At 73.3% G+C, this 20,967-nt stretch carries 20 protein-coding genes; 10 read left to right on the top strand and 10 right to left on the bottom strand.

Translation table 11 applies throughout. From position 1 onward, the window contains the following. Positions 1-2: 2 nt before the first annotated feature. Positions 3-1,775, bottom strand: a complete 1,773-nt coding sequence (locus ACFYYN_RS05560) for an acetyl/propionyl/methylcrotonyl-CoA carboxylase subunit alpha (RefSeq protein WP_499513631.1) — start codon at positions 1,773-1,775, stop codon at positions 3-5. 394 nt (positions 1,776-2,169) lie between these two features. On the opposite strand from ACFYYN_RS05560, the gene ACFYYN_RS05555 reads away from it, so the two are divergent. After that, entirely contained in the window at positions 2,170-2,640 is a 471-nt protein-coding gene (locus tag ACFYYN_RS05555; protein ID WP_500356844.1) for a hypothetical protein, read from the top strand. Positions 2,641-2,658: 18 nt separating this feature from the next. Here ACFYYN_RS05555 and ACFYYN_RS05550 read toward each other — a convergent pair whose 3' ends face one another. The 4 genes from ACFYYN_RS05550 to ACFYYN_RS05535 form a co-directional block, all read right to left on the bottom strand. After that, the gene (locus ACFYYN_RS05550) at positions 2,659-3,270 is read right to left on the bottom strand and encodes a Maf family protein (protein WP_500326693.1); all 612 of its coding nucleotides are present in this window, start codon (positions 3,268-3,270) and stop codon (positions 2,659-2,661) included. 14 nt (positions 3,271-3,284) lie between these two features. Next, positions 3,285-3,416: a morphogenic membrane protein MmpB gene (gene mmpB, locus ACFYYN_RS05545; protein WP_499513634.1), complete on the bottom strand. Its 132-nt coding sequence runs from the start codon at positions 3,414-3,416 to the stop codon at positions 3,285-3,287. Between the two features lie 92 nt (positions 3,417-3,508). Beyond that, positions 3,509-3,715 (bottom strand): acyl-CoA carboxylase subunit epsilon, encoded by a 207-nt coding sequence (locus tag ACFYYN_RS05540; RefSeq protein WP_500326696.1) that lies wholly within the window; start codon positions 3,713-3,715, stop codon positions 3,509-3,511. A gap of 15 nt (positions 3,716-3,730) precedes the next feature. Further along, positions 3,731-5,320, bottom strand: coding sequence for an acyl-CoA carboxylase subunit beta (locus ACFYYN_RS05535; RefSeq protein ID WP_499513636.1), 1,590 nt, complete (start codon positions 5,318-5,320; stop codon positions 3,731-3,733). Between the two features lie 217 nt (positions 5,321-5,537). Between ACFYYN_RS05535 and ACFYYN_RS05530 the strand changes: the two genes are divergently transcribed. The 5 genes from ACFYYN_RS05530 (at position 5,538) to hutH (ending at position 11,460) form a co-directional block, all read left to right on the top strand. Beyond that, positions 5,538-6,380, top strand: a complete 843-nt coding sequence (locus ACFYYN_RS05530; RefSeq protein ID WP_500356849.1) for a biotin--[acetyl-CoA-carboxylase] ligase — start codon at positions 5,538-5,540, stop codon at positions 6,378-6,380. 226 nt (positions 6,381-6,606) lie between these two features. Further along, positions 6,607-7,629, top strand: coding sequence for an adenylate/guanylate cyclase domain-containing protein (locus tag ACFYYN_RS05525; RefSeq protein ID WP_500326834.1), 1,023 nt, complete (start codon positions 6,607-6,609; stop codon positions 7,627-7,629). 69 nt (positions 7,630-7,698) lie between these two features. Further along, on the top strand, positions 7,699-8,502 hold the full coding sequence (locus tag ACFYYN_RS05520; RefSeq protein WP_500326702.1) for an enoyl-CoA hydratase/isomerase family protein: 804 nt from the start codon (positions 7,699-7,701) through the stop codon (positions 8,500-8,502). Between the two features lie 99 nt (positions 8,503-8,601). Continuing rightward, positions 8,602-9,753 carry a GGDEF domain-containing protein gene (locus ACFYYN_RS05515; RefSeq protein ID WP_500544756.1) on the top strand — a complete coding sequence of 384 codons (1,152 nt, stop codon included), beginning with the start codon at positions 8,602-8,604 and terminating at the stop codon, positions 9,751-9,753. 126 nt (positions 9,754-9,879) lie between these two features. Further along, entirely contained in the window at positions 9,880-11,460 is a 1,581-nt protein-coding gene (hutH, locus tag ACFYYN_RS05510) for a histidine ammonia-lyase (protein WP_500544864.1), read from the top strand. Positions 11,461-11,527: 67 nt separating this feature from the next. Here the strand turns inward: hutH and ACFYYN_RS05505 are convergent, their stop codons facing one another. After that, positions 11,528-11,815, bottom strand: a complete 288-nt coding sequence (locus tag ACFYYN_RS05505) for a hypothetical protein (RefSeq protein ID WP_500544755.1) — start codon at positions 11,813-11,815, stop codon at positions 11,528-11,530. Between the two features lie 189 nt (positions 11,816-12,004). Here ACFYYN_RS05505 and ACFYYN_RS05500 point away from each other — a divergent pair, with 189 nt between their 5' ends. Next, positions 12,005-12,400 carry a hypothetical protein gene (locus tag ACFYYN_RS05500; RefSeq protein ID WP_500544754.1) on the top strand — a complete coding sequence of 132 codons (396 nt, stop codon included), beginning with the start codon at positions 12,005-12,007 and terminating at the stop codon, positions 12,398-12,400. A gap of 248 nt (positions 12,401-12,648) precedes the next feature. Next, the gene (locus tag ACFYYN_RS05495; protein WP_500544753.1) at positions 12,649-13,938 is read left to right on the top strand and encodes a L,D-transpeptidase; all 1,290 of its coding nucleotides are present in this window, start codon (positions 12,649-12,651) and stop codon (positions 13,936-13,938) included. A 90-nt stretch (positions 13,939-14,028) separates the two neighbouring features. Here ACFYYN_RS05495 and ACFYYN_RS05490 read toward each other — a convergent pair whose 3' ends face one another. The 3 genes from ACFYYN_RS05490 to xylB form a co-directional block, all read right to left on the bottom strand. Further along, on the bottom strand, positions 14,029-14,916 hold the full coding sequence (locus ACFYYN_RS05490; RefSeq protein WP_500544752.1) for a prohibitin family protein: 888 nt from the start codon (positions 14,914-14,916) through the stop codon (positions 14,029-14,031). A 167-nt stretch (positions 14,917-15,083) separates the two neighbouring features. Further along, a complete protein-coding gene (locus ACFYYN_RS05485) occupies positions 15,084-16,235 on the bottom strand; it encodes an ROK family protein (protein ID WP_500326837.1) in 1,152 nt (383 codons plus the stop codon). A gap of 165 nt (positions 16,236-16,400) precedes the next feature. Further along, positions 16,401-17,813 (bottom strand): xylulokinase, encoded by a 1,413-nt coding sequence (gene xylB, locus ACFYYN_RS05480; RefSeq protein ID WP_500326714.1) that lies wholly within the window; start codon positions 17,811-17,813, stop codon positions 16,401-16,403. A 73-nt stretch (positions 17,814-17,886) separates the two neighbouring features. On the opposite strand from xylB, the gene xylA reads away from it, so the two are divergent. Next, positions 17,887-19,056: an apurinic/apyrimidinic endonuclease family protein gene (gene xylA / locus ACFYYN_RS05475; protein ID WP_499513646.1), complete on the top strand. Its 1,170-nt coding sequence runs from the start codon at positions 17,887-17,889 to the stop codon at positions 19,054-19,056. Between the two features lie 53 nt (positions 19,057-19,109). Further along, the gene (locus ACFYYN_RS05470) at positions 19,110-19,613 is read left to right on the top strand and encodes a GNAT family N-acetyltransferase (protein WP_500326717.1); all 504 of its coding nucleotides are present in this window, start codon (positions 19,110-19,112) and stop codon (positions 19,611-19,613) included. 24 nt (positions 19,614-19,637) lie between these two features. On the opposite strand, the gene ACFYYN_RS05465 is transcribed toward ACFYYN_RS05470, so the two are convergent. Further along, positions 19,638-20,648: an aldo/keto reductase gene (locus ACFYYN_RS05465; RefSeq protein WP_500544751.1), complete on the bottom strand. Its 1,011-nt coding sequence runs from the start codon at positions 20,646-20,648 to the stop codon at positions 19,638-19,640. Positions 20,649-20,967: the final 319 nt, after the last annotated feature.

Raw genomic sequence — 20,967 nt, 5'->3', positions numbered from 1 at the left:
CGTCAGTCCTTGATCTCGCAGAGGAGGGCACCCGAGGAGACGGAGGAGCCGACGTCCGCGGTGAGGCCCTTGATGGTGCCGGCGCGGTGGGCGTTGATGGGCTGCTCCATCTTCATCGCCTCCAGCACCACGACGAGGTCGCCCTCGTTGACGTGCTGGCCCTCCTCGACGGCGATCTTGACGATCGTGCCCTGCATCGGGGAGGTCAGGGAGTCACCGGAGGCGGCGGAGCCGGCCTTCTTGGTGGCGCGGCGCTTGGGGCGGGCACCGCCGGCGGCGGCGGTGCGGGCCAGGGTCATGCCCAGCGAGGCGGGCAGGGAGACCTCCAGCCGCTTGCCGCCGACCTCGACCACCACGGTCTCGCGGCCGGGCTCGGCGTCCTCCTCGGCGTCGGCCGGGGCGGCGAAGGGCTTGATGTCGTTGACGAACTCGGTCTCGATCCACCGGGTGTGGACGGTGAAAGGACCGGGCTTGCCGTGGACCTCGGGCGCGAAGGCGGGGTCGGCGACCACCGCGCGGTGGAACGGGATGGCGGTGGCCATGCCCTCGACCTGGAACTCGGCCAGGGCGCGCGCGGCGCGCTGCAGGGCCTGCTGCCGGGTGGCGCCGGTGACGACCAGCTTGGCCAGCAGGGAGTCCCAGGCGGGGCCGATCACGCTGCCGGCCTCGACACCCGCGTCCAGACGCACACCGGGGCCGGTGGGCGCGTCGAAACGGGTGACGGTGCCGGGGGCGGGGAGGAAGCCCCGGCCGGGGTCCTCGCCGTTGATGCGGAACTCGAACGAGTGACCGCGCAGCGGCGGGTCGTCGTAGCCGAGCTCCTCGCCGTCGGCGACGCGGAACATCTCGCGGACCAGGTCGATGCCGGTGACCTCCTCGGTGACCGGGTGCTCGACCTGCAGACGGGTGTTCACCTCCAGGAAGGAGATGGTGCCGTCCGTGCCGACCAGGAACTCGCAGGTGCCGGCACCGACGTAGCCGGCCTCCTTGAGGATGGCCTTGGACGCCGCGTACAGCTGGGCGTTCTGCTCCGGGGTCAGGAAGGGCGCGGGGGCCTCCTCCACCAGCTTCTGGTGGCGGCGCTGCAGGGAGCAGTCCCGGGTGGAGACGACCACGACGTTGCCGTGGCTGTCGGCCAGGCACTGGGTCTCCACGTGCCGGGGCTTGTCGAGGTAGCGCTCGACGAAGCACTCGCCGCGGCCGAAGGCGGCGACGGCCTCGCGGACGGCCGACTCGTACAGCTCGGGGACCTCGTCCAGGGTTCGGGCGACCTTCAGCCCGCGGCCGCCGCCGCCGAAGGCGGCCTTGATCGCGATCGGCAGGCCGTGCTCGCGCGCGAACGCCACGACCTCGTCGGCGCCCGACACGGGGTCGGGGGTGCCGGCGACCAGGGGCGCTCCGGCGCGCTGGGCGATGTGGCGGGCGGCGACCTTGTCGCCGAGGTCACGGATGGCCTGCGGCGGGGGACCGATCCAGGTGAGCCCGGCGTCCAGGACGGCCTGGGCGAAGTCGGCGTTCTCCGACAGGAAGCCGTAGCCGGGGTGGACGGCGTCGGCCCCGGACTCGGCTGCGGCCGCCAGCACCTTGGAGATGTCCAGGTAACTGGTGGCCGGGGTGTCACCGCCCAGCGCGTACGCCTCGTCGGCCACGCGCACATGCAGCGCGTCCCGGTCCGGCTCCGCGTAGACGGCCACGCTGGCGATCCCGGCATCCCGGCAGGCACGGGCGACGCGGACTGCGATTTCACCGCGGTTGGCGATGAGCACCTTGCGCACGATGGCTCCCTCCTTGAAACAAGCAGAGTTTAGGTACTGGCGACACTTCGTGCCGAGGCACCCCTGGGGGTGAGCTTGCCCACACGGAGGGTGATACGGGCCCCCAATCGAGACCCGGATGCCTTGGCTTCCTACGGTAAAGCCCCATTTATCCCGGTGCTTGAGGCCCTGGGGTGTGGGCCGGGTCACCGTCCTCCACCGTGACCGACGTGGCGCTTTTTTTGTGGGAACTCCACGAAGGCCCGGGGAAATCTTTGCCGGACCGGCGCCCCATACGGGTGGCGCCGCGCGGACTCTTGCCGCAACTCCTACCCGTTAGTAGCGTTCGGCCCACGAAATACCGCCGGTAATGGGGTCCTGGGACAGGGGGCGCGCAGTGCGCAGAAGTGTCGCCGTGACGGCGGCTGTGTTGTTGGTCCTGGAGGCGTTCGGCTTCGCCTTCGTCAACTGGATCATGGGCATAGCCGTGCGCCACCAGCAGATGTCCCTGGCCGGGCTCGATCCGGACGCCATGGCGGTGGGCGCGTGGGCGGCCGGTGTGCTGATGGCGCTCTTCCTCATCGGCTGCGCCGTCGTCCTCGTCCGCATGGCGCAGCGCGACCGGGCGCCGGGCCGCTTCGGCCGGATCGTGCTCATCGTGTGCGCGGTGACCCACGCGGTCCTGGGCGCGGGCCTGGCGGCCCCGGTCGGCTGGGCCGCGTTCGTGGGGATGATGGTGATCCTGGGGTTCGTGGTGCTCGCCCTGGTGCTCTACGCGGGGGAGGAGGCCCCGGCCTCCGGTCCGGCCCCGGGTCCGGCCTCCGGTCCGGGCGACGAGCCCGGCGGGAGCACGCCCCCGCCGCCGGTGGCCCCCGCCGCCGTCTGAGCGGGCCGGCCGGCCCGGTCAGACCCAGAAGTCGGTGATGCGCAGGTCCAGCTCGGCGAGCAGACGGCGCAGCAGCGGGAGCGAGATGCCGATGACGTTGCCGTGGTCGCCCTCGATGCCCTCGACGAACGGCGCGGAACGGCCGTCGAGGGTGAAGGCGCCGGCCACGTGCAGCGGCTCGCCCGAGGCGACGTAGGCGGCGATCTCGTCGTCGTCCGGGGTGCCGAACCGCACCGTGGTGGAGGCGGTGGCCGAGACCCGGCGGCCGGTGGCGAGGTCGATGACGCAGTGGCCGGTCCGCAGCACACCGGAGCGGCCGCGCATGGACTTCCAGCGGGCCGTGGCGTCCTCGGCGTCGACCGGCTTGCCCAGCGCCTGGCCGTCCAGGTCCAGGACGGAGTCGCAGCCGACGACCACCTCGCCGTCGGAGAGCTGGGCGGCGACCACCGAGGCCTTGGCCTCGGCCAGCACCCGGGCCAGCTCGGCGGGGGTGTCCGCGCTGATCGCGTCCTCGTCGACGCCGCTGACGACGACCCGCGGGTCGAGCCCGGCCTGCTTCAGCAGTCCCAGGCGCGCGGGGGAGGCGGAGGCGAGGACGAGCGGGCGGGGGCTGCGGCTGCTGTCGGTCATGCCCGTCATCGTAGTCAGCCGCGCCAGGCCACCAGGGCCGTGATCAGGGGGACGGCGACGGCGATCACGATCATCGCGCGGCGCAGCATCGCCTGCGCCTGCCGCATCTCCTCGGGCGGTTCGTCGGACGGGTCTGACCACAGCATGCCGTCCAGGTTGCGCCGTGGCGGACGCCCGCGCCTGAGTACGGATACTCAGGCGCGGGCGGGCATGCGGACCATTTCCGTCCGCTCCGAGCTCAGTGCGGCCAGTAGGTGGCGCGCCAGGCCGCCGGCGCCGGGCGCAGCATCCGCCCGGGGACGTTGCGCGCGGGGGAGGCCCACTCGTCGGACGCCCGCGGGCCGTCGGCGGGCCCCGCGGCCGCCGCGGCCCGGGCCTGGACGAGGGCCACGACGGCCGCCAGCTCCTCGGGGGTCGGGTTGCCCCGTTCGACCTTGATCACCATGGCTGGGCGCGCTCCTTACAGGGGGATGTTGCCGTGCTTCTTGGGGGGCAGGCTCTCGCGCTTGTTGCGCAGCGTCCGCAGCGCCTTCACCAGGTGCGTGCGGGTCTCCGAGGGCAGGATCACGCCGTCGACGTAGCCGCGCTCCGCGGCGACGTAGGGGTTGAGCAGGGTGTCCTCGTACTCCTGCATCAGCTGGGCGCGCAGCGCCTCCGCCTCCTCCGGGGAGCCCGCCTCGGCCAGGGTGCGGCGGTGCAGGATGTTGACGGCGCCCTGGGCGCCCATGACGGCGATCTGGGCGGTCGGCCAGGCCAGGTTGAGGTCGGCGCCGAGGTGCTTGGAGCCCATGACGTCGTAGGCGCCGCCGAACGCCTTGCGCGTGATGACGGTGATCAGCGGGACGGTGGCCTCGGCGTACGCGTAGATCAGCTTGGCGCCGCGCCGGATGATGCCGTTCCACTCCTGGTCGGTGCCGGGCAGGAAGCCGGGCACGTCGACGAAGGTGACGACCGGGACGTTGAAGCTGTCGCAGGTGCGGACGAAACGCGCCGCCTTCTCGCTGGCGTTGATGTCCAGGCACCCGGCGAACTGCATCGGCTGGTTGGCGACGACGCCGACCGGGTGGCCCTCGATCCGGCCGAAGCCGGTCACGATGTTGGGCGCGAACAGCGCCTGGGTCTCCAGGAACTCGCCGTCGTCCAGGACGTGCTCGATGACCTGGTGCATGTCGTACGGCTGGTTCGCCGAGTCCGGGATCAGGGTGTCGAGCTCGAGGTCCTCCGCCGACACCTCCGGCTCCGCCTCCTGCGGGAAGGCCGGGGCCTCCTGGAGGTTGTTGGACGGCAGGTAGGACAGCAGCGCCTTGACGTACTCGATGGCGTCCTTCTCGTCGCCGGCCATGTGGTGCGCGTTGCCGGAGACGGTGTTGTGCGAACGGGCGCCGCCCAGTTCCTCGAAGCCGACGTCCTCACCGGTGACGGTCTTGATGACGTCCGGGCCGGTGATGAACATGTGCGAGGTCTGGTCGACCATCACCACGAAGTCGGTGATGGCGGGGGAGTAGACCGCGCCGCCCGCGCAGGGGCCCAGGATGAGCGAGATCTGCGGGATGACGCCGGACGCGTGGGTGTTGCGGCGGAAGATCTCGCCGTACAGGCCGAGCGAGGTGACGCCCTCCTGGATGCGCGCGCCGCCGGAGTCGTTGATGCCGATGACCGGGCAGCCGGTCTTCAGCGCCCAGTCCATGACCTTGACGATCTTCTCGCCGTAGACCTCGCCGAGCGCGCCGCCGAACACGGTGAAGTCCTGCGAGAAGACCGCCACCGGGCGGCCGTCCACCGTGCCGTAGCCGGTGACGACGCCGTCCCCGTAGGGGCGGTTCTTCTCCAGGCCGAAGTTGGTCGAGCGGTGCCGGGCCAGCTCGTCCAGTTCGACGAAGGAGCCCTCGTCCAGCAGCAGTTCGATGCGCTCACGCGCGGTCAGCTTGCCCTTGGCGTGCTGCTTCTCCACCGCGCGCGCCGAGCCGGCGTGGGTCGCCTCGTCAACGCGGCGGCGCAGGTCCGCGAGCTTCCCCGCGGTGGTGTGGATGTCGATCTCCGGCTCGGCCATGGGAGGCGGCTCTCCTGCTCTCGTCGGGTCGTTCTGAGGGTGTGACGTGACTGGCGAGTAATGCTGTTTTCGTAGCGTAACCGCGCGGATGCTGCCCGGTCAGTGCGGCGTTGGCCACACTCCACTCCCAGGGTCCGCCTTCCTGGCCGCCGCGTCGTCCCGGGCCCTGGCGGGCGCGTCCACGGCGATCCGGAGGGCAGACCCTAGGCTGGGAGGTATGACCTCGAACCGCTGGTCCGACCTCGAGCGGCCGCCGCTCAACGCGGCCGCCCTGCGCCGCGCGATCGTCACCCCCGACAGCCTGTGGACCGACCTGGACGTGGTCGGCTCCACCGGCTCCACCAACAGCGACCTGGGCGCCCGGGCCCGGGAGGGCGCCGCCGAGGGCGCGGTGCTGGTCGCCGAGGAGCAGTCCGCGGGGCGCGGCCGCCTGGACCGCCAGTGGCAGGCCCCCGCTCGCTCCGGGCTGTTCTTCTCCGTGCTGTTGCGGCCGGCCTCCGTCCCGCCCCGGCGCTGGGGCTGGCTGCCCCTGCTGGCCGGTGTGGCGACGGCCACCGCCGTGGCGCGGACGGCGGGCGTGGACACCGGGCTGAAGTGGCCCAACGACGTGCTCGTCACCGTCGACGGCGAGGAACGGAAGACCGGCGGCATCCTCGCCGAGCGCGTCGGCGACGACGCCGTGGTGATCGGCATCGGCCTCAACGTCACCCTCCGCGAGGAGGAGCTGCCGGTCCCGGCCGCGGGCTCGCTCATGCTCGCCGGGGCCAAGGTCACCGACCGCGACCCGCTGCTGCGCGCGGTGCTGCGTTCCCTGGCCGACTGGTACGGCGAGTGGCTGCGCGCCGACGGCGATCCGGCCGGCTCCCGGCTGCAGCAGGCGTACGCCGCCGGCTGCGTGACGCTCGGCCGCACCGTGCGCGCCGAACTCCCCGGCGGGGGCGAGGTCGGCGGGCGGGCGGTGGCCGTCGACGACGACGGGCGGCTGGTCGTCGCGACCGGCGAGGGCGAGCGGGCGGTCGCCGCGGGCGACGTCGTCCACGTGCGGCCGGCGGGACAGTGAGCCAGGCCACACCTGCCGTATTGTTGAGGCGGCAGCCTCCGACGCGGTGATCGGAAGGGCCGGTGCGCAGGGACCCAGGAGGGGGCGGGCGGTGACCGTGGACGACGCGAGCGACCTCCCGCCGCACGAGGAGCCGGGCGGGCCTCGTCGCGAACAGGCGGAACACGAGGAGCGCGACGAGCGCGAGGAGCCCGAGGAACGGGGCGGATCCACCCGGTCCCACGCCATCGAAGAGGACCCGATCGCACTGCGCCTGGAGCACCTGATCCTGGGCTCCGGACGGCACTACACACCTTTTCAGGCGGCCCGCAGCGCCGGCGTCTCGATGGACCTCGCCGCCCGGTTCTGGCGCGCGATGGGCTTCGCCGACATCGGCCAGGCACGCGCGTTGACCGAGGCCGACGTCCTGGCGCTGCGCCGCCTGGCCGGTCTGGTCGAGGCCGGGCTGATCAGCGAGAGCACGGCGATCCAGGTCGCCCGCTCCACCGGCCAGACCACGGCCCGGCTGGCCGAGTGGCAGACCGACTCCTTCCTGGAGGAACTCACCGAGCCGCCCGAACCCGGCATGACCCGGGGCGAGGTGGCGTATCCGCTGGTCGAGCTGCTGCTGCCGGAGCTGGAGGAGTTCCTCACCTACGTGTGGCGGCGCCAGCTGGCCGCCGCCACCAGCCGGGTCGTCCGCTCGGACGACGAGGAGGCCGTCGACCGCCGGCTGGCGGTCGGCTTCGCCGACCTCGTCGGCTTCACCCGGCTCACCCGGCGGCTGGAGGAGGAGGAACTCGGCGAGCTGGTCGAGGCCTTCGAGACCACGGCCGCCGACCAGGTGGCCGCGCACGGCGGACGGCTCATCAAGACCCTCGGTGACGAAGTGCTGTTCGTCGCGGACGACGCCGGCACGGCCGCCGAGATCGGCATGCGGCTGATCGAGACGATGAACGGCGACGAGACGATGCCGGCGCTGCGCGTCGGCATGGCCTTCGGCACCGTCACGACCCGCATGGGCGACGTCTTCGGCACCACGGTGAACCTGGCGAGCCGGCTGACCTCGATAGCGCCACGGGACGCGGTGCTCGTCGACGGCGAGCTGGCGCAGGCGCTCGTCGCGGCGGGCGAGGCACCCGAGTCGGAGGCGGAGCTGGAGCCCGGGTCGGAGGAGAAGTACCGCTTCGGGCTGCAGCCCATGTGGCGGCGGCCGGTGCGCGGTCTCGGCGTGGTCGAGCCCTGGCTGCTGAACCGCCGCGGCGGCTGAGCGGGCACGCCCACTACGCTGGCGGTCGACGTTCACGATCGTTAACAGCGACCCGGAGGTGGCGGCGCGATGGCCGAGCAGCGGTTTGGCGAGTGGGTGGCGGTACGCAGGCACGGTGACGCCGGGCGGGTGGCGGAACTGGTGCTGGACCGGCCCAAGGCGATGAACGCCATCTCGACGGACATGGCCCGGGCGGTCACCGAGGCGTGCGCGGCGCTGTCCGCCGACCGGTCGGTCAGCTGTGCCGTGCTCACCTCGACCCACGAGCGGGCGTTCTGCGTGGGCGCCGACCTGAAGGAGCGCAACTCCTTCACCGACGCCGACCTCGCGCGGCAGCGCCCGTACACGCGGGCCGCCTACACGGCCGTGCTGGAACTGCCGATGCCGTCCGTGGCCTCGGTGCACGGCTTCGCCCTCGGCGGTGGGTACGAGCTGGCGCTGGCGTGCGACGTGATCGTCGCCGACCCGACGGCCGTCGTGGGGCTGCCGGAGGTCACGGTGGGCGTGATCCCCGGTGGCGGCGGCACGCAGTTGCTGCCGCGCCGGGTGGGCGCGGCCCGGGCGGCGCAGCTGATCTTCACCGGGCGCCGGGTGCCCGCGGCGGAGGCGCTGGCGCTGGGTCTGGTGGACGTGCTCGCTGAGCAGGGGCAGGACCGCGTGGAGGCGCTCGGCCTGGCCTCGCGGATCGCGGGGAACTCGCCGGTGGGCCTGCGTGCGGCCAAGCGGGCGCTGCGGCTGGGCCAGGGCACTGACCTGCGGACCGGGCTGGACGTCGAGGACGCCGCGTGGCGCACGGTCGCCTTCTCCGGGGACCGCACGGAGGGTGTCGCGGCCTTCAACGAAAAGCGCGACCCGGTGTGGCCGGGTGAGTGATTGAGGCGGAAAACGACCGCGCCGACGGGCGCGTAACGTGCGGGGCCGTGCGAACGTCGCAAACTGGTAAAAAGTCTGCGGGTGACAGGAGACGGGCGCATGAACGGCACCGGCGGGGACGCTCGACTGCGCGCCGTCGCCGAACTCGCGCGGGCGGTGGCGGCGGCGAAGTCGCCCATGGAGGCGGCTGTCGCCGCCGCGTCCTCGGCGCGGATCGCCCTCGGCGGTTCCATGGCGGCGATCTCCCGCTGGGAGCGCGACCGGGGACGGCTGCGGGTGCTGGTCAACGACGGGGACCTGGCGCCCGGCGAGGAGCCGCAGCCCGTCGAGGAGGTGTACTCGGTCGCGGACTTCCCGGAGATCGTGGAGTTCCTGCACGCCAAGTGGACCGAGGGCGGCGAGCCGCACGCCTGGATCGAGACGGCCGAGGGCCCGGCGGCGGGCCGTACCGGCGCCTACTGCCACCAGCGGGTGGCCACGCTGCGGCGGCGCGGCCGCACCTCCTGCGTCGTCGCGCCGATCATGCTGCACGGGCTCGCCTGGGGCGAGCTGTACGTGGCCCGGGGCGTCGGGCGGCCGGTCTTCGACCGGGACGACGCCGAGTTCGCGACCGTGCTCGCGGCGCTCACCGCGGCCGGGATCGCCCAGACCGAGCGGCTGGCGGAGGTGCGCCGGCTGGCCTTCACCGACCCGCTGACCGGGCTGGCCAACCGGCGGGCGGTCGACCAGCGGCTGGAGGAGGCGGTGGAACGGCACCGGGCCGACGGGACCCCGGTGAGCCTGATGGTCTGCGACCTCAACGGGCTCAAACGGGTCAACGACCAGCTCGGGCACGCGGTCGGCGACCGGCTGCTGGTCGGCTTCGGCTCCGTGCTGTCGCTGTGCGGGGCGGCACTGGAGGGCAGCCTGGTCGCGCGGCTGGGCGGCGACGAGTTCTGCCTGCTGTCGGTCGGGCACCGCGCGGAGCAGGTCGTGGCGGTCGCCGAGGAGCTGTGCGTGCGGACCAAGTGGCTGGGGCTGGGCGACGGGGTGGCGGTCGGGGTGGCGTCCACGGACGCCGAGATCGGCGTGGTGACCTCGGGGCGCCGGCTGTTCCGGCTGGCGGACGCGGCCCAGTACCGGGCGAAGGCCCTGCACTCGGTGGAGCCGGTGGTCGCCGGGCGCGGGGCGCCCGAGGACCCGGTGGTCCGGCTCGCCGACCAGCCCGCGGGCCATGACGTGGAGCGGCGCCGTTTCCGGGGGCGGGACTGAAGCCGGCCCGGGGCCCGGGGAGCGCACCATGGGACGGGCCGGCGGGTGCGCCGGGGGCCGCGCGGAAGAGGTTCGTCGGGCACGTGACAGGTTGCGATTCAGTCCGTAGGGTTCGTGAATATGAGTATGCATAACGTGGTGATCGGGGCCCACGGGGCCGCGGCGGAGGACGTGCTGGCGGTGGCCCGCGGTGGTGCGCGGGTCGAGCTGTCGGCGGAGGCGCTGGCCGGGATCGCCGCGGCGCGCGAGGTCGTGGAGGCCCTGGCGGCGAAACCGGAGCCGGTCTACGGCGTCTCGACGGGCTTCGGCGCGCTCGCGGTGCGGCACATCAGCCCCGAGCTGCGCGCGCAGCTGCAGCGCAGCCTGGTCCGCTCGCACGCCGCCGGCATGGGCCCGCACGTGGAGCGCGAGGTGGTGCGCGCGCTGATGTTCCTGCGGCTGAAGACGCTGGCCTCCGGCCGTACCGGTGTCCGTCCGGTCGTCGCCGAGACGATGGCCGCGCTGCTCAACGCCGGCATCACCCCCGTCGTCCACGAGTACGGTTCCCTGGGCTGCTCCGGCGACCTGGCACCGCTGTCGCACTGCGCGCTGGTCCTGATGGGCGAGGGCGAGGCGGAGGGCCCCGACGGAGTCGTGCGCCCCGCCGCGGAGCTGCTGGCCGAGCACGGCATCGAGCCCGTCGAGCTGCGCGAGAAGGAGGGTCTGGCCCTCATCAACGGCACCGACGGCATGCTCGGCATGCTCGTCATGGCCATCGACGACCTGCGCCGGCTGTTCACCGCCGCCGACGTCACCGCCGCGCTGTCGATGGAGGCGCTGCTGGGCACCGACAAGGTGCTCGCCCCCGAGCTGCACGCGATCCGCCCGCACCCCGGCCAGGCGGCCAGCGCCGAGAACATGCGCCGTGTGCTCGCCGGCTCCGGGCTCACCGGGCACCACCAGGACGACGCCCCGCGGGTCCAGGACGCGTACTCGATCCGCTGCGCCCCGCAGGTGGCCGGCGCCGGCCGGGACACCGTGACGCACGCCATGACGGTCGCCGACCGCGAGCTGGTCTCCGCCGTCGACAACCCGGTCGTCTTCGCTGGGGGTACCTCCCAGGCCGAAGGCTCTGGGGGAGGGAGGGTGGAGTCCAACGGCAACTTCCACGGCGCCCCCGTCGCCTACGTGCTGGACTTCCTGGCCATCGCGGCGGCCGACCTCGGGTCGATAGCGGAGCGGCGCACCGACCGGCTGCTGGACAAGAGCCGTTCGCACGGCCTGCCCGCCTTCCTGGCCGACGACCCGGGCGTGGACTCCGGCCTGATGATCGCCCAGTACACGCAGGCCGCGCTGGTCAGCGAGAACAAGCGGCTCGCGGTCCCGGCCTCGGTGGACTCCATCCCGTCCTCGGCGATGCAGGAGGACCACGTGTCGATGGGCTGGTCGGCCGCGCGCAAGCTGCGGCAGGCGGTGGACAACCTGGCCCGGATCGTGGCGGTCGAGCTGATGGCCGCGTCGCGCGCCGTCGAGCTGCGCGTGCAGGGCAGCGAGGTACTGGTGGCCGCCCCGGCGACCCAGGCCGTGCTGAAGGCGGCGCGCGAGGCCGGAGTGGGCGGCCCCGGTCCGGACCGCTTCCTGTCCCCGGACCTGGAGGCGGCGTACGACTTCGTGCGCGGCGGCGGTCTGGTGGCGGCGGCCGAGTCGGTCACCGGCCCGCTCGCCTGATTCCGACCCCGACACCGACACCGCCCCGGCCTCCGGCCGGGGCGGGCGGGTTCCGGGCCGGCAGTGCCTAGTACATCTCGCGGGCGCGGCGGCTCGCGTTGATCACGAGCGCCGCGCCCAGGCCGAGGAAGGCGGTCCCGCCGACCAGGTACGGCGTGGTGTCGACGCTGCCGGTGTCCGCCAAGTGCTGTCCCGGGTCGGTGCCCGACGCGGTGGTGGCGGTGGAAACGGACGACTGCGCGCTCGTGTTCGGCGTGTGCTCGGCACTGGCGGACGCGTTGGGCACGAAGTACAGGGCGCCGAGGACGGCGGCAGCCGTGACGGCGACGAAGGCGGGTGGACGGTGCGAGGTCAACGGATCCCCCAGCGGTTGCGGCGACTTGACCGTGAAGGCCGATGGTAGTGAGACAACCGCCGCTGAGGGAAGTTCGACCCCGGAACCGGAGCCTCCGCGGGTTCGCGGAGGGCCGCCGCGGGTATCCTTCCGCGCCGGAAGCGGACTGCCTGCGCAACGGGGGCCGTTCCCCCGCATACGCTCCGTCACATGAGCACTACTGACATCCCCACCGGGGAGAGCGGGCCGCGCTACGTGCGGCTCCAGGTGGAGCTGGTCCTGGAGATCACCGGGTCCGGCGAGCTGACCGACGCCGCGCTGGACCAGATCGGCGGCGACGAGTACATGCCGGACGACGAGCGGCAGCACGCCGAGGCGTCGGTGCGGCAGGACGAGTCGGAGGCGCTGGCCTACCTGGTCGATCCGTTCGACCTGGTCACCAGCGTGCCGGGGATCGAACTGGTGCAGGCGTCCTGGTCCTGTGCCCACACCGAGTACGACCCCGACTCCGACGAGTGGGACCTCTACGACGACGAGGCCGACGACGAGGTGGACGACGAGGCGGACGAAGCCGACATCGAGGAGGAGGAACCGCAGGGACGCTGAACGCGTCTTCGGCAGTGCGTGACTCACCCGCCCCGGGCCCCTCACGGGTCCGGGGTTTCGCACGGGCCGCGTGACCGCGCCCATGTCACGTGCGTCACGCACGTGTTCTTCCCCACACTTCCCGGGGTGGGGAACGGACCAAAGACCCTGGCAGTTCCTGGACGTACGAGTGAGGCTCGATCGAGGGCCGTGGCCCGCGACGCACGCGGGCCGGGGGAAACGCGTACCGGAAGACATTGGAGATCTGTGTGAAGCGCGCCGAGACCGGCACAGCCACCGACACGAGTCCCTCGCGCAAGCGGCGAGCCGGGCTGGCAGCTCTGGCGCTGCTCGCCGTCGGGGCGATCACGCTGACCGCCTGCGGGGGGGACAAGGCGGGTACGGCCGGTTCCGACAACAACGCCAAGTCGCAAGCCTCGGTCGACGAGCAGGCGGCCAAGGACTCCTCGGACGCCCGAATATCGATCACCCCGAAGACCGGCGCCAGCGACGTCAGCATCAACACGGGCGCCAAGGTGCAGGTGACCGACGGTGAGCTCACCAGTGTCACCATGACCTCGGTCGCCGACGGCTCCGCCGTCAAGGGCACGATCTCCGCGGACGGCTCGAGCTGGGCGCCCGACGGCCCGCTGAAGCGGGAGACCCAGTACAAGATCGCCGCCAAGGCGGAGGACGGCAAGGGCCGCAAGGCCGCCGAGAACTCCACCTTCACCACGGTCACCTCCGCGCACAGCTTCATCGGCTACTACACGCCCGAGAACGGCCAGACCGTCGGCGTGGGCATGCCGGTCTCGATCAACTTCACCAAGGCGATCGAGGACAAGAAGGCCGTCCAGTCGGCGATCGCGGTGACCTCCAGCAGCGGCCAGGAGGTCGTCGGCCACTGGTTCAACTCCACCCGGCTCGACTTCCGCCCCGAGTCCTACTGGCAGGCCGGCTCCACCGTCACCCTCAAGCTGAACCTCGACGGCGTCGAGGGCTCCTCCGGCATCTACGGCGTCCAGGACAAGACCGTCAGCTTCAAGATCGGCCGCAGCCAGGTCTCGACGGTCGACGCCTCGACCCACCGGATGAAGGTCGTGCGCGACGGCAAGGTCATCCGCAACATCCCGATCTCCGCCGGCTCGGACGAGAACACCACCTACAACGGCCAGATGGTGATGTCGGAGAAGTTCACCGAGACCCGGATGAACGGCGCCACGGTCGGTTTCACCGACGACGACGGCAAGGGCGAGTACGACATCAAGGACGTGCCGCACGCCATCCGCCTGACCACGTCCGGCACCTTCATCCACGGCAACTACTGGGGCGCCGACTCGGTGTTCGGCGCCGTCAACACCAGCCACGGCTGCGTGGGCCTGAACGACACCAAGGGCGCCAAGGACACCTCCACCGACGCCTACTGGTTCTACACGAACTCGATCGTCGGCGACGTCGTGATCGTGAAGAACTCCAAGGACAAGACCGTCGACCCGGCGAACGGCCTCAACGGCTGGAACATGAACTGGAGCGCCTGGAAGGCCGGCAGCGCGGTCTGAGACCGCTCCCGCCCCGGACGGCGACAGGGGCCCGGAACCATGAGGTTCCGGGCCCCTGTGGCGTCCTTCGCGCCCTCCTCGCGCGGGCCGTCAGTCCTTCGTGCCGTCCACGATGACCGGGGAGCCGTTCGCGCCCGTGCCGCAGGGCACCGCGTACACGGGATTGGACTTCGCGGCCTCGCGGTAGGCGTCCAGGCACTGGTTGTAGAGCACCTTGTCGCTCAGCGACCGCGCGATGATCCGGTTGGCGCTCGCGATGCCCTCCGCCTCGATCCGCTTGCGCTCCGCCTCGGCCTTGGCCGTCCTGGACGCCTCGACGGCCCGCTCGGTGGCCTGCTGCTGCTGGATCTTCTTGTCGATCTGCTCCTGCAACTGGTCGGAGGGCCGCACGTTGCGCAGGTTCACCGCGGTGACGTCGATGCCGCGCGGGGCGAGGCGCTGCTTGATCAGGGCGTCGATCTCCGACCCGATCCGCTCGCGGGCGGAGGCGTACCCCTCCTCGCTGCTGTGCTTGGCGAAGACGTTGCGGATGATCTCGCGGCTGTCCGGCATCACCAGCCGCGACTGGATGGCCTCCTCGTTGCCCGCCAGCCGGTAGAGCTCGACGGCCTTGGCGGGCACCACGGCCCACTTGATGGTCACGTCGGCGTAGAGCACCCCGCCCTGCGAAGAGCGCACCTCGACCACGTCCTTGTCGTGCAGATCGAGGTCGACCGGGCGCGTGGAGAACGACGTGACGTCGGTGAACGGTGACCTGAAGTGGATGCCGGAGGTCAGCGGGGAGCCGACCTTGCCGAAGGTCACCGGGACGCCGACCTCGTAGGCGCTCACGACGTGGACGCACGCGAAGACGCCGGCCAGCACGCCCGCCAGGGCGCTGAGCGCCGCTCCCAGCTTCCAGCCGACGGAGCTCTGGCCCCGGGCGACGAAGAACAGCACGACCGCCGCCATGAGCAGCAGGATGGACAGCACGAACACAGGGATCCCCCTCCGGAACACGGACCGGCGCCGCCCCCCGGCCGCGCCGCGCAGCGCATCGTAACGGCCCGAGGTGACGGTTCCGTACGTCGTGTGACGAGCCGTGACGAGCCGTTGCGAGGCTGTCGCCGGGCCCGGACGCAGGCCCTGGCGGGGCGGCCGGCGGGCTACCGCGTCCGCAGCGCCTGGGGGTCGTCCAGGACGGAGCGCACCACGCTGTACGCCGCCCCGAGCAGCACGCCCTCGCGGCCCAGCCGGGACACCCGCACGGCGTCCGTGCGCCATTGACGGTCCGTCACGCGGCGGCCCAGCTCGCGTTCGACGGCCGAGCGCAGCCACGGCGCCAGCGAGGCCAGGGTGCCGCCCAGCACGACGGCCTGCGGGTCCAGCAGGTTGACCGCGCCGCTCAGCGCGATCCCGAAGGCCTGCCCGGCGGCCGCGAGCGCCTTCAACGCCGCCGGGTCCCCCTCCACGGCGGCCGCCTGGAGGGCCTTGAGCGCGTCCGGCCGCTCCGGGGCGATGCCCGCGGCCCGCAGCACGGCCTCCTCGCCCGCGTACTGCTCCAGGCAGCCGCGGGCCCCGCAGGAGCAGCGCGGGCCCGTCGGGTGCACGGGCACGTGGCCGAGCTCCCCGGCGAAGCCGCGCGCGCCGCGGAACAGCCGGCCGTCGACGACCAGCGCCGCGCCGATGCCGATCTCCGCCGAGACGTGCACGAAGTCGGTGACGCCCTCGTGGCCGCCCAGCCAGAGCTCGGCGAGGGCGCCGAGGTTGGCCTCGTTCTCGACGGTGACCGGGATGCGGGCTCCGGCCAGGCCGTCGGCCCCTGCCCGGTCGAACCAGCCCGCGGCGTCGACGTCCTCCCAGCCGAGGTTCGGCGCCCGCATCACGACCTGCCGGTCCCGGCCGACCAGGCCCGGCACGGCGAGCGTCAGTCCGGCCGCGCTCAGTCCTGCGGCCCGCGCCTCCTGCCGCACCTCGCCGACGAGCGCCGCGAGTTCGCGCAGCACCTCCGGCGCCGGACGGCCGCGGTTGTCCGCCTCGACGCGGGCCCGGGCGCGCACGGTGCCGCGCAGGTCGACCGCGACGGCGGCGAGGTGGTCCACCCCGACCTCGGCGCCGAGGCCCGCCGGACCGGTGTCGTTCAGCGCCAGGGCGGTGCCGGGGCGGCCGACCGTGCCGGGGCGCTGGGTGCCCAGCTCCACCAGCAGGCCGGCCGCGAGCAGCTCGTCGACAAGGGTCGACACGGTGGCCCGGGTCAGCCCGACCTCGGCGGCGACGGCCGCGCGCGAGACCTCGCCGTGCTCCGCCACGGCTCGCATCACCAGCGCCAGATTCCGCCGTCGCAACCCCGCCTGCGACCCCGGCCCTTCCGCCACGCCCCGATCCCCTTCCGCTCTCGTCCGTCATCCGTCCTGGTCAACGTCGTCCTGCCCCCACCCTCGCACGCCCCGCCCGGCGGCCGGACCCCGGGCGGGGCGACGGGCTCACCGCACGTCGAAGGAGTCGGCCAGCGCCGCCGCGAGGCGGTCGAGCGCGGCGTCGTCGCGCGGGACGGGGTCGTAGGAGGGGCCGGCCGTGGTGTCCCAGCGGCGGGCGACGGCCTGCGGGGACTCCCCGGTGAGCAGGCCGGCGGCCTGCGCGGCCGCGCCCAGCGCGACCAGCTCGTCCGCGACGGGGATCCGGACGGCCCGTCCCGACAGACGGCGTACGGTCTCCCGCCACGCCGTGCCACGGGCGCCGCCGCCGATGAGCAGCAGGGGCTCGTCGGAGGTGGTGCCGTCGACCGCGAGCACCTGGTCGAGTGCGGTGAGCAGGGCGTACGCCGCGCCGTCGTACGCGGCCTGGAGGATCTGCCCGGGGGTGGTGTCGTGCCGCAGCCCGGTGAGCAGCCCGGAGGCGTACGGCAGGTTGGGGGTGCGCTCGCCGTCGAGGAAGGGCAGCAGGACCGTGCCGCCGCCCGGCTCGACCGCCTCGCGGTCCAGGGAGAGCAGCCCCGCGATCTTGTCGACGGCGAGGGTGCAGTTGAGGGTGCAGGCCAGCGGCAGCCAGTCGCCGTGCCCGCCCGCGAAGCCGGCGACGATGCCGGTGGGGTCGGTGGGCCGGGTGGCGGCGGGGGTGTAGACCGTGCCGGAGGTGCCGAGGCTCAGCGCGGGCTGACCGGGGAGGAGCCCGAGGCCGAGGGCCGCGGCGGCGTTGTCGCCGGTGCCCGCGCCGACCAGGACGCCCTCGCGCAGCGGCAGCCCGGGCAGGGTGACCCCCGCGGCCTCGCCGGGGCCGAGGACCCGGGGCAGCAGGGCCGGGTCGAGGCCGATCTCGGCGAGCAGGGCCTCGTCGTACGTCTCGGTGTCGGTGGCCCACCAGCCGGTGCCGGAGGCGTCGCCCCGGTCGGTGACGCCGGCGCCGCCGAGCCGTTCGGTGAGGAAGTCGTGCGGGAGGCGCACGGCCGCGGCGGCCTTGGCGGTCTCCGGCTCGTGCTCGGTGAGCCAGGCCCACTTGGTCACGGTGAAGCTCGTGCCGGGCACGCTGCCGAAGCGCTCCGCCCAGTACGCGGCGCCGTGCCGCTCCACCAGCGCGGCGGCCTGCGGGGCGGACCGCACGTCGTTCCAGAGCAGGGCGGGCCGCAGGGGCCGGCCGACCGGGTCGAGGACGACCAGGCCGTGCTGCTGGCCGCCGACCGAGATGGCGTCGGCACGCTCCGCGTACGGCCCGATCTGGGCGAGGGCGGCGCCGAGCGCACGCCACCACACCTCGGGGTCGGTCTCGCGGCCCGCGCCCTCACTCACCGTGTGCCGGGCCTGTCCCCTGGCCAGCACCTCGCCCGTCTCCACGTCGACTGCGAGCACCTTGGTCGACTGGGTGGAGCTGTCCACACCCAGCGCGATCGGTCCGTTACCCATCCTGCGGCTCCCTTCACAAAGCGGCGATGGCATATTAATTTGTTCAGTGGTCTTACGAATAGGAGCCGCCGCGATGAGTTTCACCCCCACCCCCGAGGACAAGTTCACCTTCGGTCTCTGGACCGTCGGCTGGCAGGGCCGCGATCCCTTCGGCGACGCCACCCGGCCCGCCCTCGACCCCGTCGAGAGCGTCAACCGGCTGGCCGAGCTCGGCGCGTACGGCGTCACCTTCCACGACGACGACCTGATCCCCTTCGGCTCGGACGACACCGCCCGCGAGGGCCACATCAAGCGGTTCCGCCAGGCCCTGGACGCCACCGGCCTGAAGGTGCCGATGGCCACCACCAACCTCTTCACGCACCCGGTCTTCAAGGACGGCGGCTTCACCGCCAACGACCGCGAGGTCCGGCGCTTCGCGCTCCGCAAGACCATCCGCAACATCGACCTCGCCGCCGAGCTGGGCGCCAAGGTCTACGTCGCCTGGGGCGGCCGCGAGGGCGCCGAGTCCGGTGCCGCCAAGGACGTGCGGGTCGCCCTCGACCGCTTCAAGGAGGCCTTCGACCTCCTCGGCGAGTACGTCCTGGAGCAGGGCTACGACCTGCGCTTCGCCATCGAGCCCAAGCCGAACGAGCCGCGCGGCGACATCCTGCTGCCGACCATCGGCCACGCGCTGGCGTTCATCAACGAGCTGGCCCACCCCGAGCTCGTCGGCCTCAACCCCGAGGTCGGCCACGAGCAGATGGCCGGGCTGAACTTCCCGCACGGCATCGCCCAGGCGCTGTGGCACGGCAAGCTCTTCCACATCGACCTCAACGGCCAGACCGGCATCAAGTACGACCAGGACCTGCGCTTCGGCGCCGGCGACCTGCGCTCGGCGTTCTGGCTGGTCGACCTGCTGGAGTCGGCCGGCTACGAGGGCCCGCGCCACTTCGACTTCAAGCCCCCGCGGACCGAGGACATGGACGGTGTGTGGGCGTCCGCCGCCGGCGGCATGCGCAACTACCTCATCCTCAAGGACCGTGCCGCCGCGTTCCGCGCCGACCCGGCCGTGCAGGACGCGCTGAAGGCCGCCCGCCTGGACCAGCTGGCGCAGCCGACCCTCGGCGAGGGCGAGTCCCTGGCCGACCTGCTCGCCGACCGCGGTGCCTACGAGGAGTTCGACGCCGACGCCGTCGCGACCCGCGGGTCCGCCTTCGAGCAGCTCGACCAGCTCGCGATGGACCACCTGCTCGGCACCCGCTGAGCCCCGCGGAAACAGGGTTGCCGCCGGGCCCGGCCCGGCGGCACCCTGCGGGGGTGATCGAACTGCGCGTGCTCACCCCCGACGACTGGCCGCTCTGGCGGGAGCTGCGGCTCACCGCGCTCGCCGACGCGCCGCACGCCTTCGGCGCCCGGCTCGCCGACTGGCAGGGCGACGGCGACCGCGAGGAACGCTGGCGCGACCGGCTCGCCCTGCCCGGCTCGTACAACCTGGTCGCCCTCGTGGACGGCCGGCCCCGCGGCATGGCCAGCGGCGTGCCCGGCGAGCTGCCCGACAGCGCCGAGCTGATCTCGATGTGGGTGGCGGGCGAGGCCCGCGGCCGCGGCGTCGCCGACCTGCTGATCCGGGCCGTCGAGGAGTGGGCGGCGGGCACCGCGGGCGTCGCCCTGCTCCACCTCGCGGTCGCGGAGGGCAACACGGCGGCGACGGCGCTCTACGTGCGCAACGGCTTCGCGGACGACGGGGGCCCCGGCGGGGTCATGCCGGACGGGCGCCCCGAGCGCGTGCTGACCAAGCGGCTCGCGGTGGCGCGGGCCTGATCGGGCCGGCGCCACCGGACCCGGTCACCAGGCGAAGGCCTCCGGGGCGGGGCCCGGTCCGGGGAAGATCTCGTCGAGACCCGCCAGCAGCTCCTCGTCCAGCTCCAGGTCCACCGCGCGCAACGCCGAGGAGAACTGCTCCGGCGTGCGCGGCCCCACGATCGGCCCGGTGATCCCGGGCCGGGTCAGCAGCCAGGCCAGCGCGACCTCGCCGGGCTCCAGCCCGTGCTTGCCGAGCAGGTCCTCGTACGCCTGCACCCGCGCCCGGACCACCGGGTCGGCCAGCCCCGCCGCCGACCGGCCCACCTTGGTGCGGGCCCCGCCGTCCTCCCGCTCCTTGCGCAGCGCGCCTCCCAGCAGCCCCTGGTGCAGCGGCGACCACGGGATCACACCGAGCCCGTACTCCTGCGCCGCCGGGATCACGTCCAGCTCGGCGCGGCGCTCCGCCAGGTTGTACAGGCACTGCTCGCTGACCAGGCCCATCGAACCGCGGTTCGCGGCCGCCTCGTTGGCCTGCGCGATCTTGTAGCCGGGGAAGTTCGACGACCCCGCGTGGAGGATCTTGCCCTGGCGGACCAGCACGTCCACCGCCTGCCAGATCTCCTCGAACGGGGTGCGCCGGTCGACGTGGTGGAACTGGTAGACGTCGATGTGGTCCGTGCCGAGCCGCCGCAGGCTGGCCTCGACCGCCCTGCGGATGTTGAGGGCGCTGAGCCGGTCGTGGTTCGGCCACGACTGCTCGTGCCACGCCTTCCCGTCCGACGACATGTTCCCGTAGACCTTCGTCGCCAGCACCACCTTGTCGCGGCGGCCCCCGCCCCGCGCGAACCACGAGCCGATGACCTTCTCCGTCAGGCCCTTGTCCTCGGCGGTGCCGTAGATGTCCGCCGTGTCGAAGAAGTTGACCCCCGCGTCCAGCGCGGCGTCCATGATCGTGTGACTGGTGGCGTCGTCCGTCTGCCCGCCGAAGTTCATCGTCCCCAGGACGATGCGGCTGACCTTGAGGCCGGTGCGGCCGAGCTGTGTGTACCTCATGGGGTACCAGCGAACCTCTTCGAGTGGACTCCCGGCAAGTGCGGTGCCCGAGGCGGGGGGTTGTGGTTGCGGCCGGTGTTTGTGTGCGGGTGCGTTGCGCCTGCGGGCGGCTGCGCCGGGCTGCCCGGGTGTTTGTGTGCGGGTGCGTTGGGGGGGGGGGGGGGGGGGGGGGGGGGGCGCCGCCGGCCCCCCCCCCCCCCCCCCCCCACCCCCCCCCCCCCCCCACCCCCCCCCCCCCCCCCCCCCCCCCCCCCACCCCCCCCACCCCCCCCACCCCCACCCCCACCCCCCCCACCCCCCCCCCCACCCCCCCCCCCTC

The sequence above is a fragment of the Streptomyces sp. NPDC001902 genome (genome assembly GCF_042891295.1).
Taxonomy (GTDB): Bacteria; Actinomycetota; Actinomycetes; order Streptomycetales; family Streptomycetaceae; genus Actinacidiphila.
The sequence above is the reverse complement of the archived record's forward strand: the minus strand, read 5'-3'. Positions and strand labels throughout refer to the sequence as shown.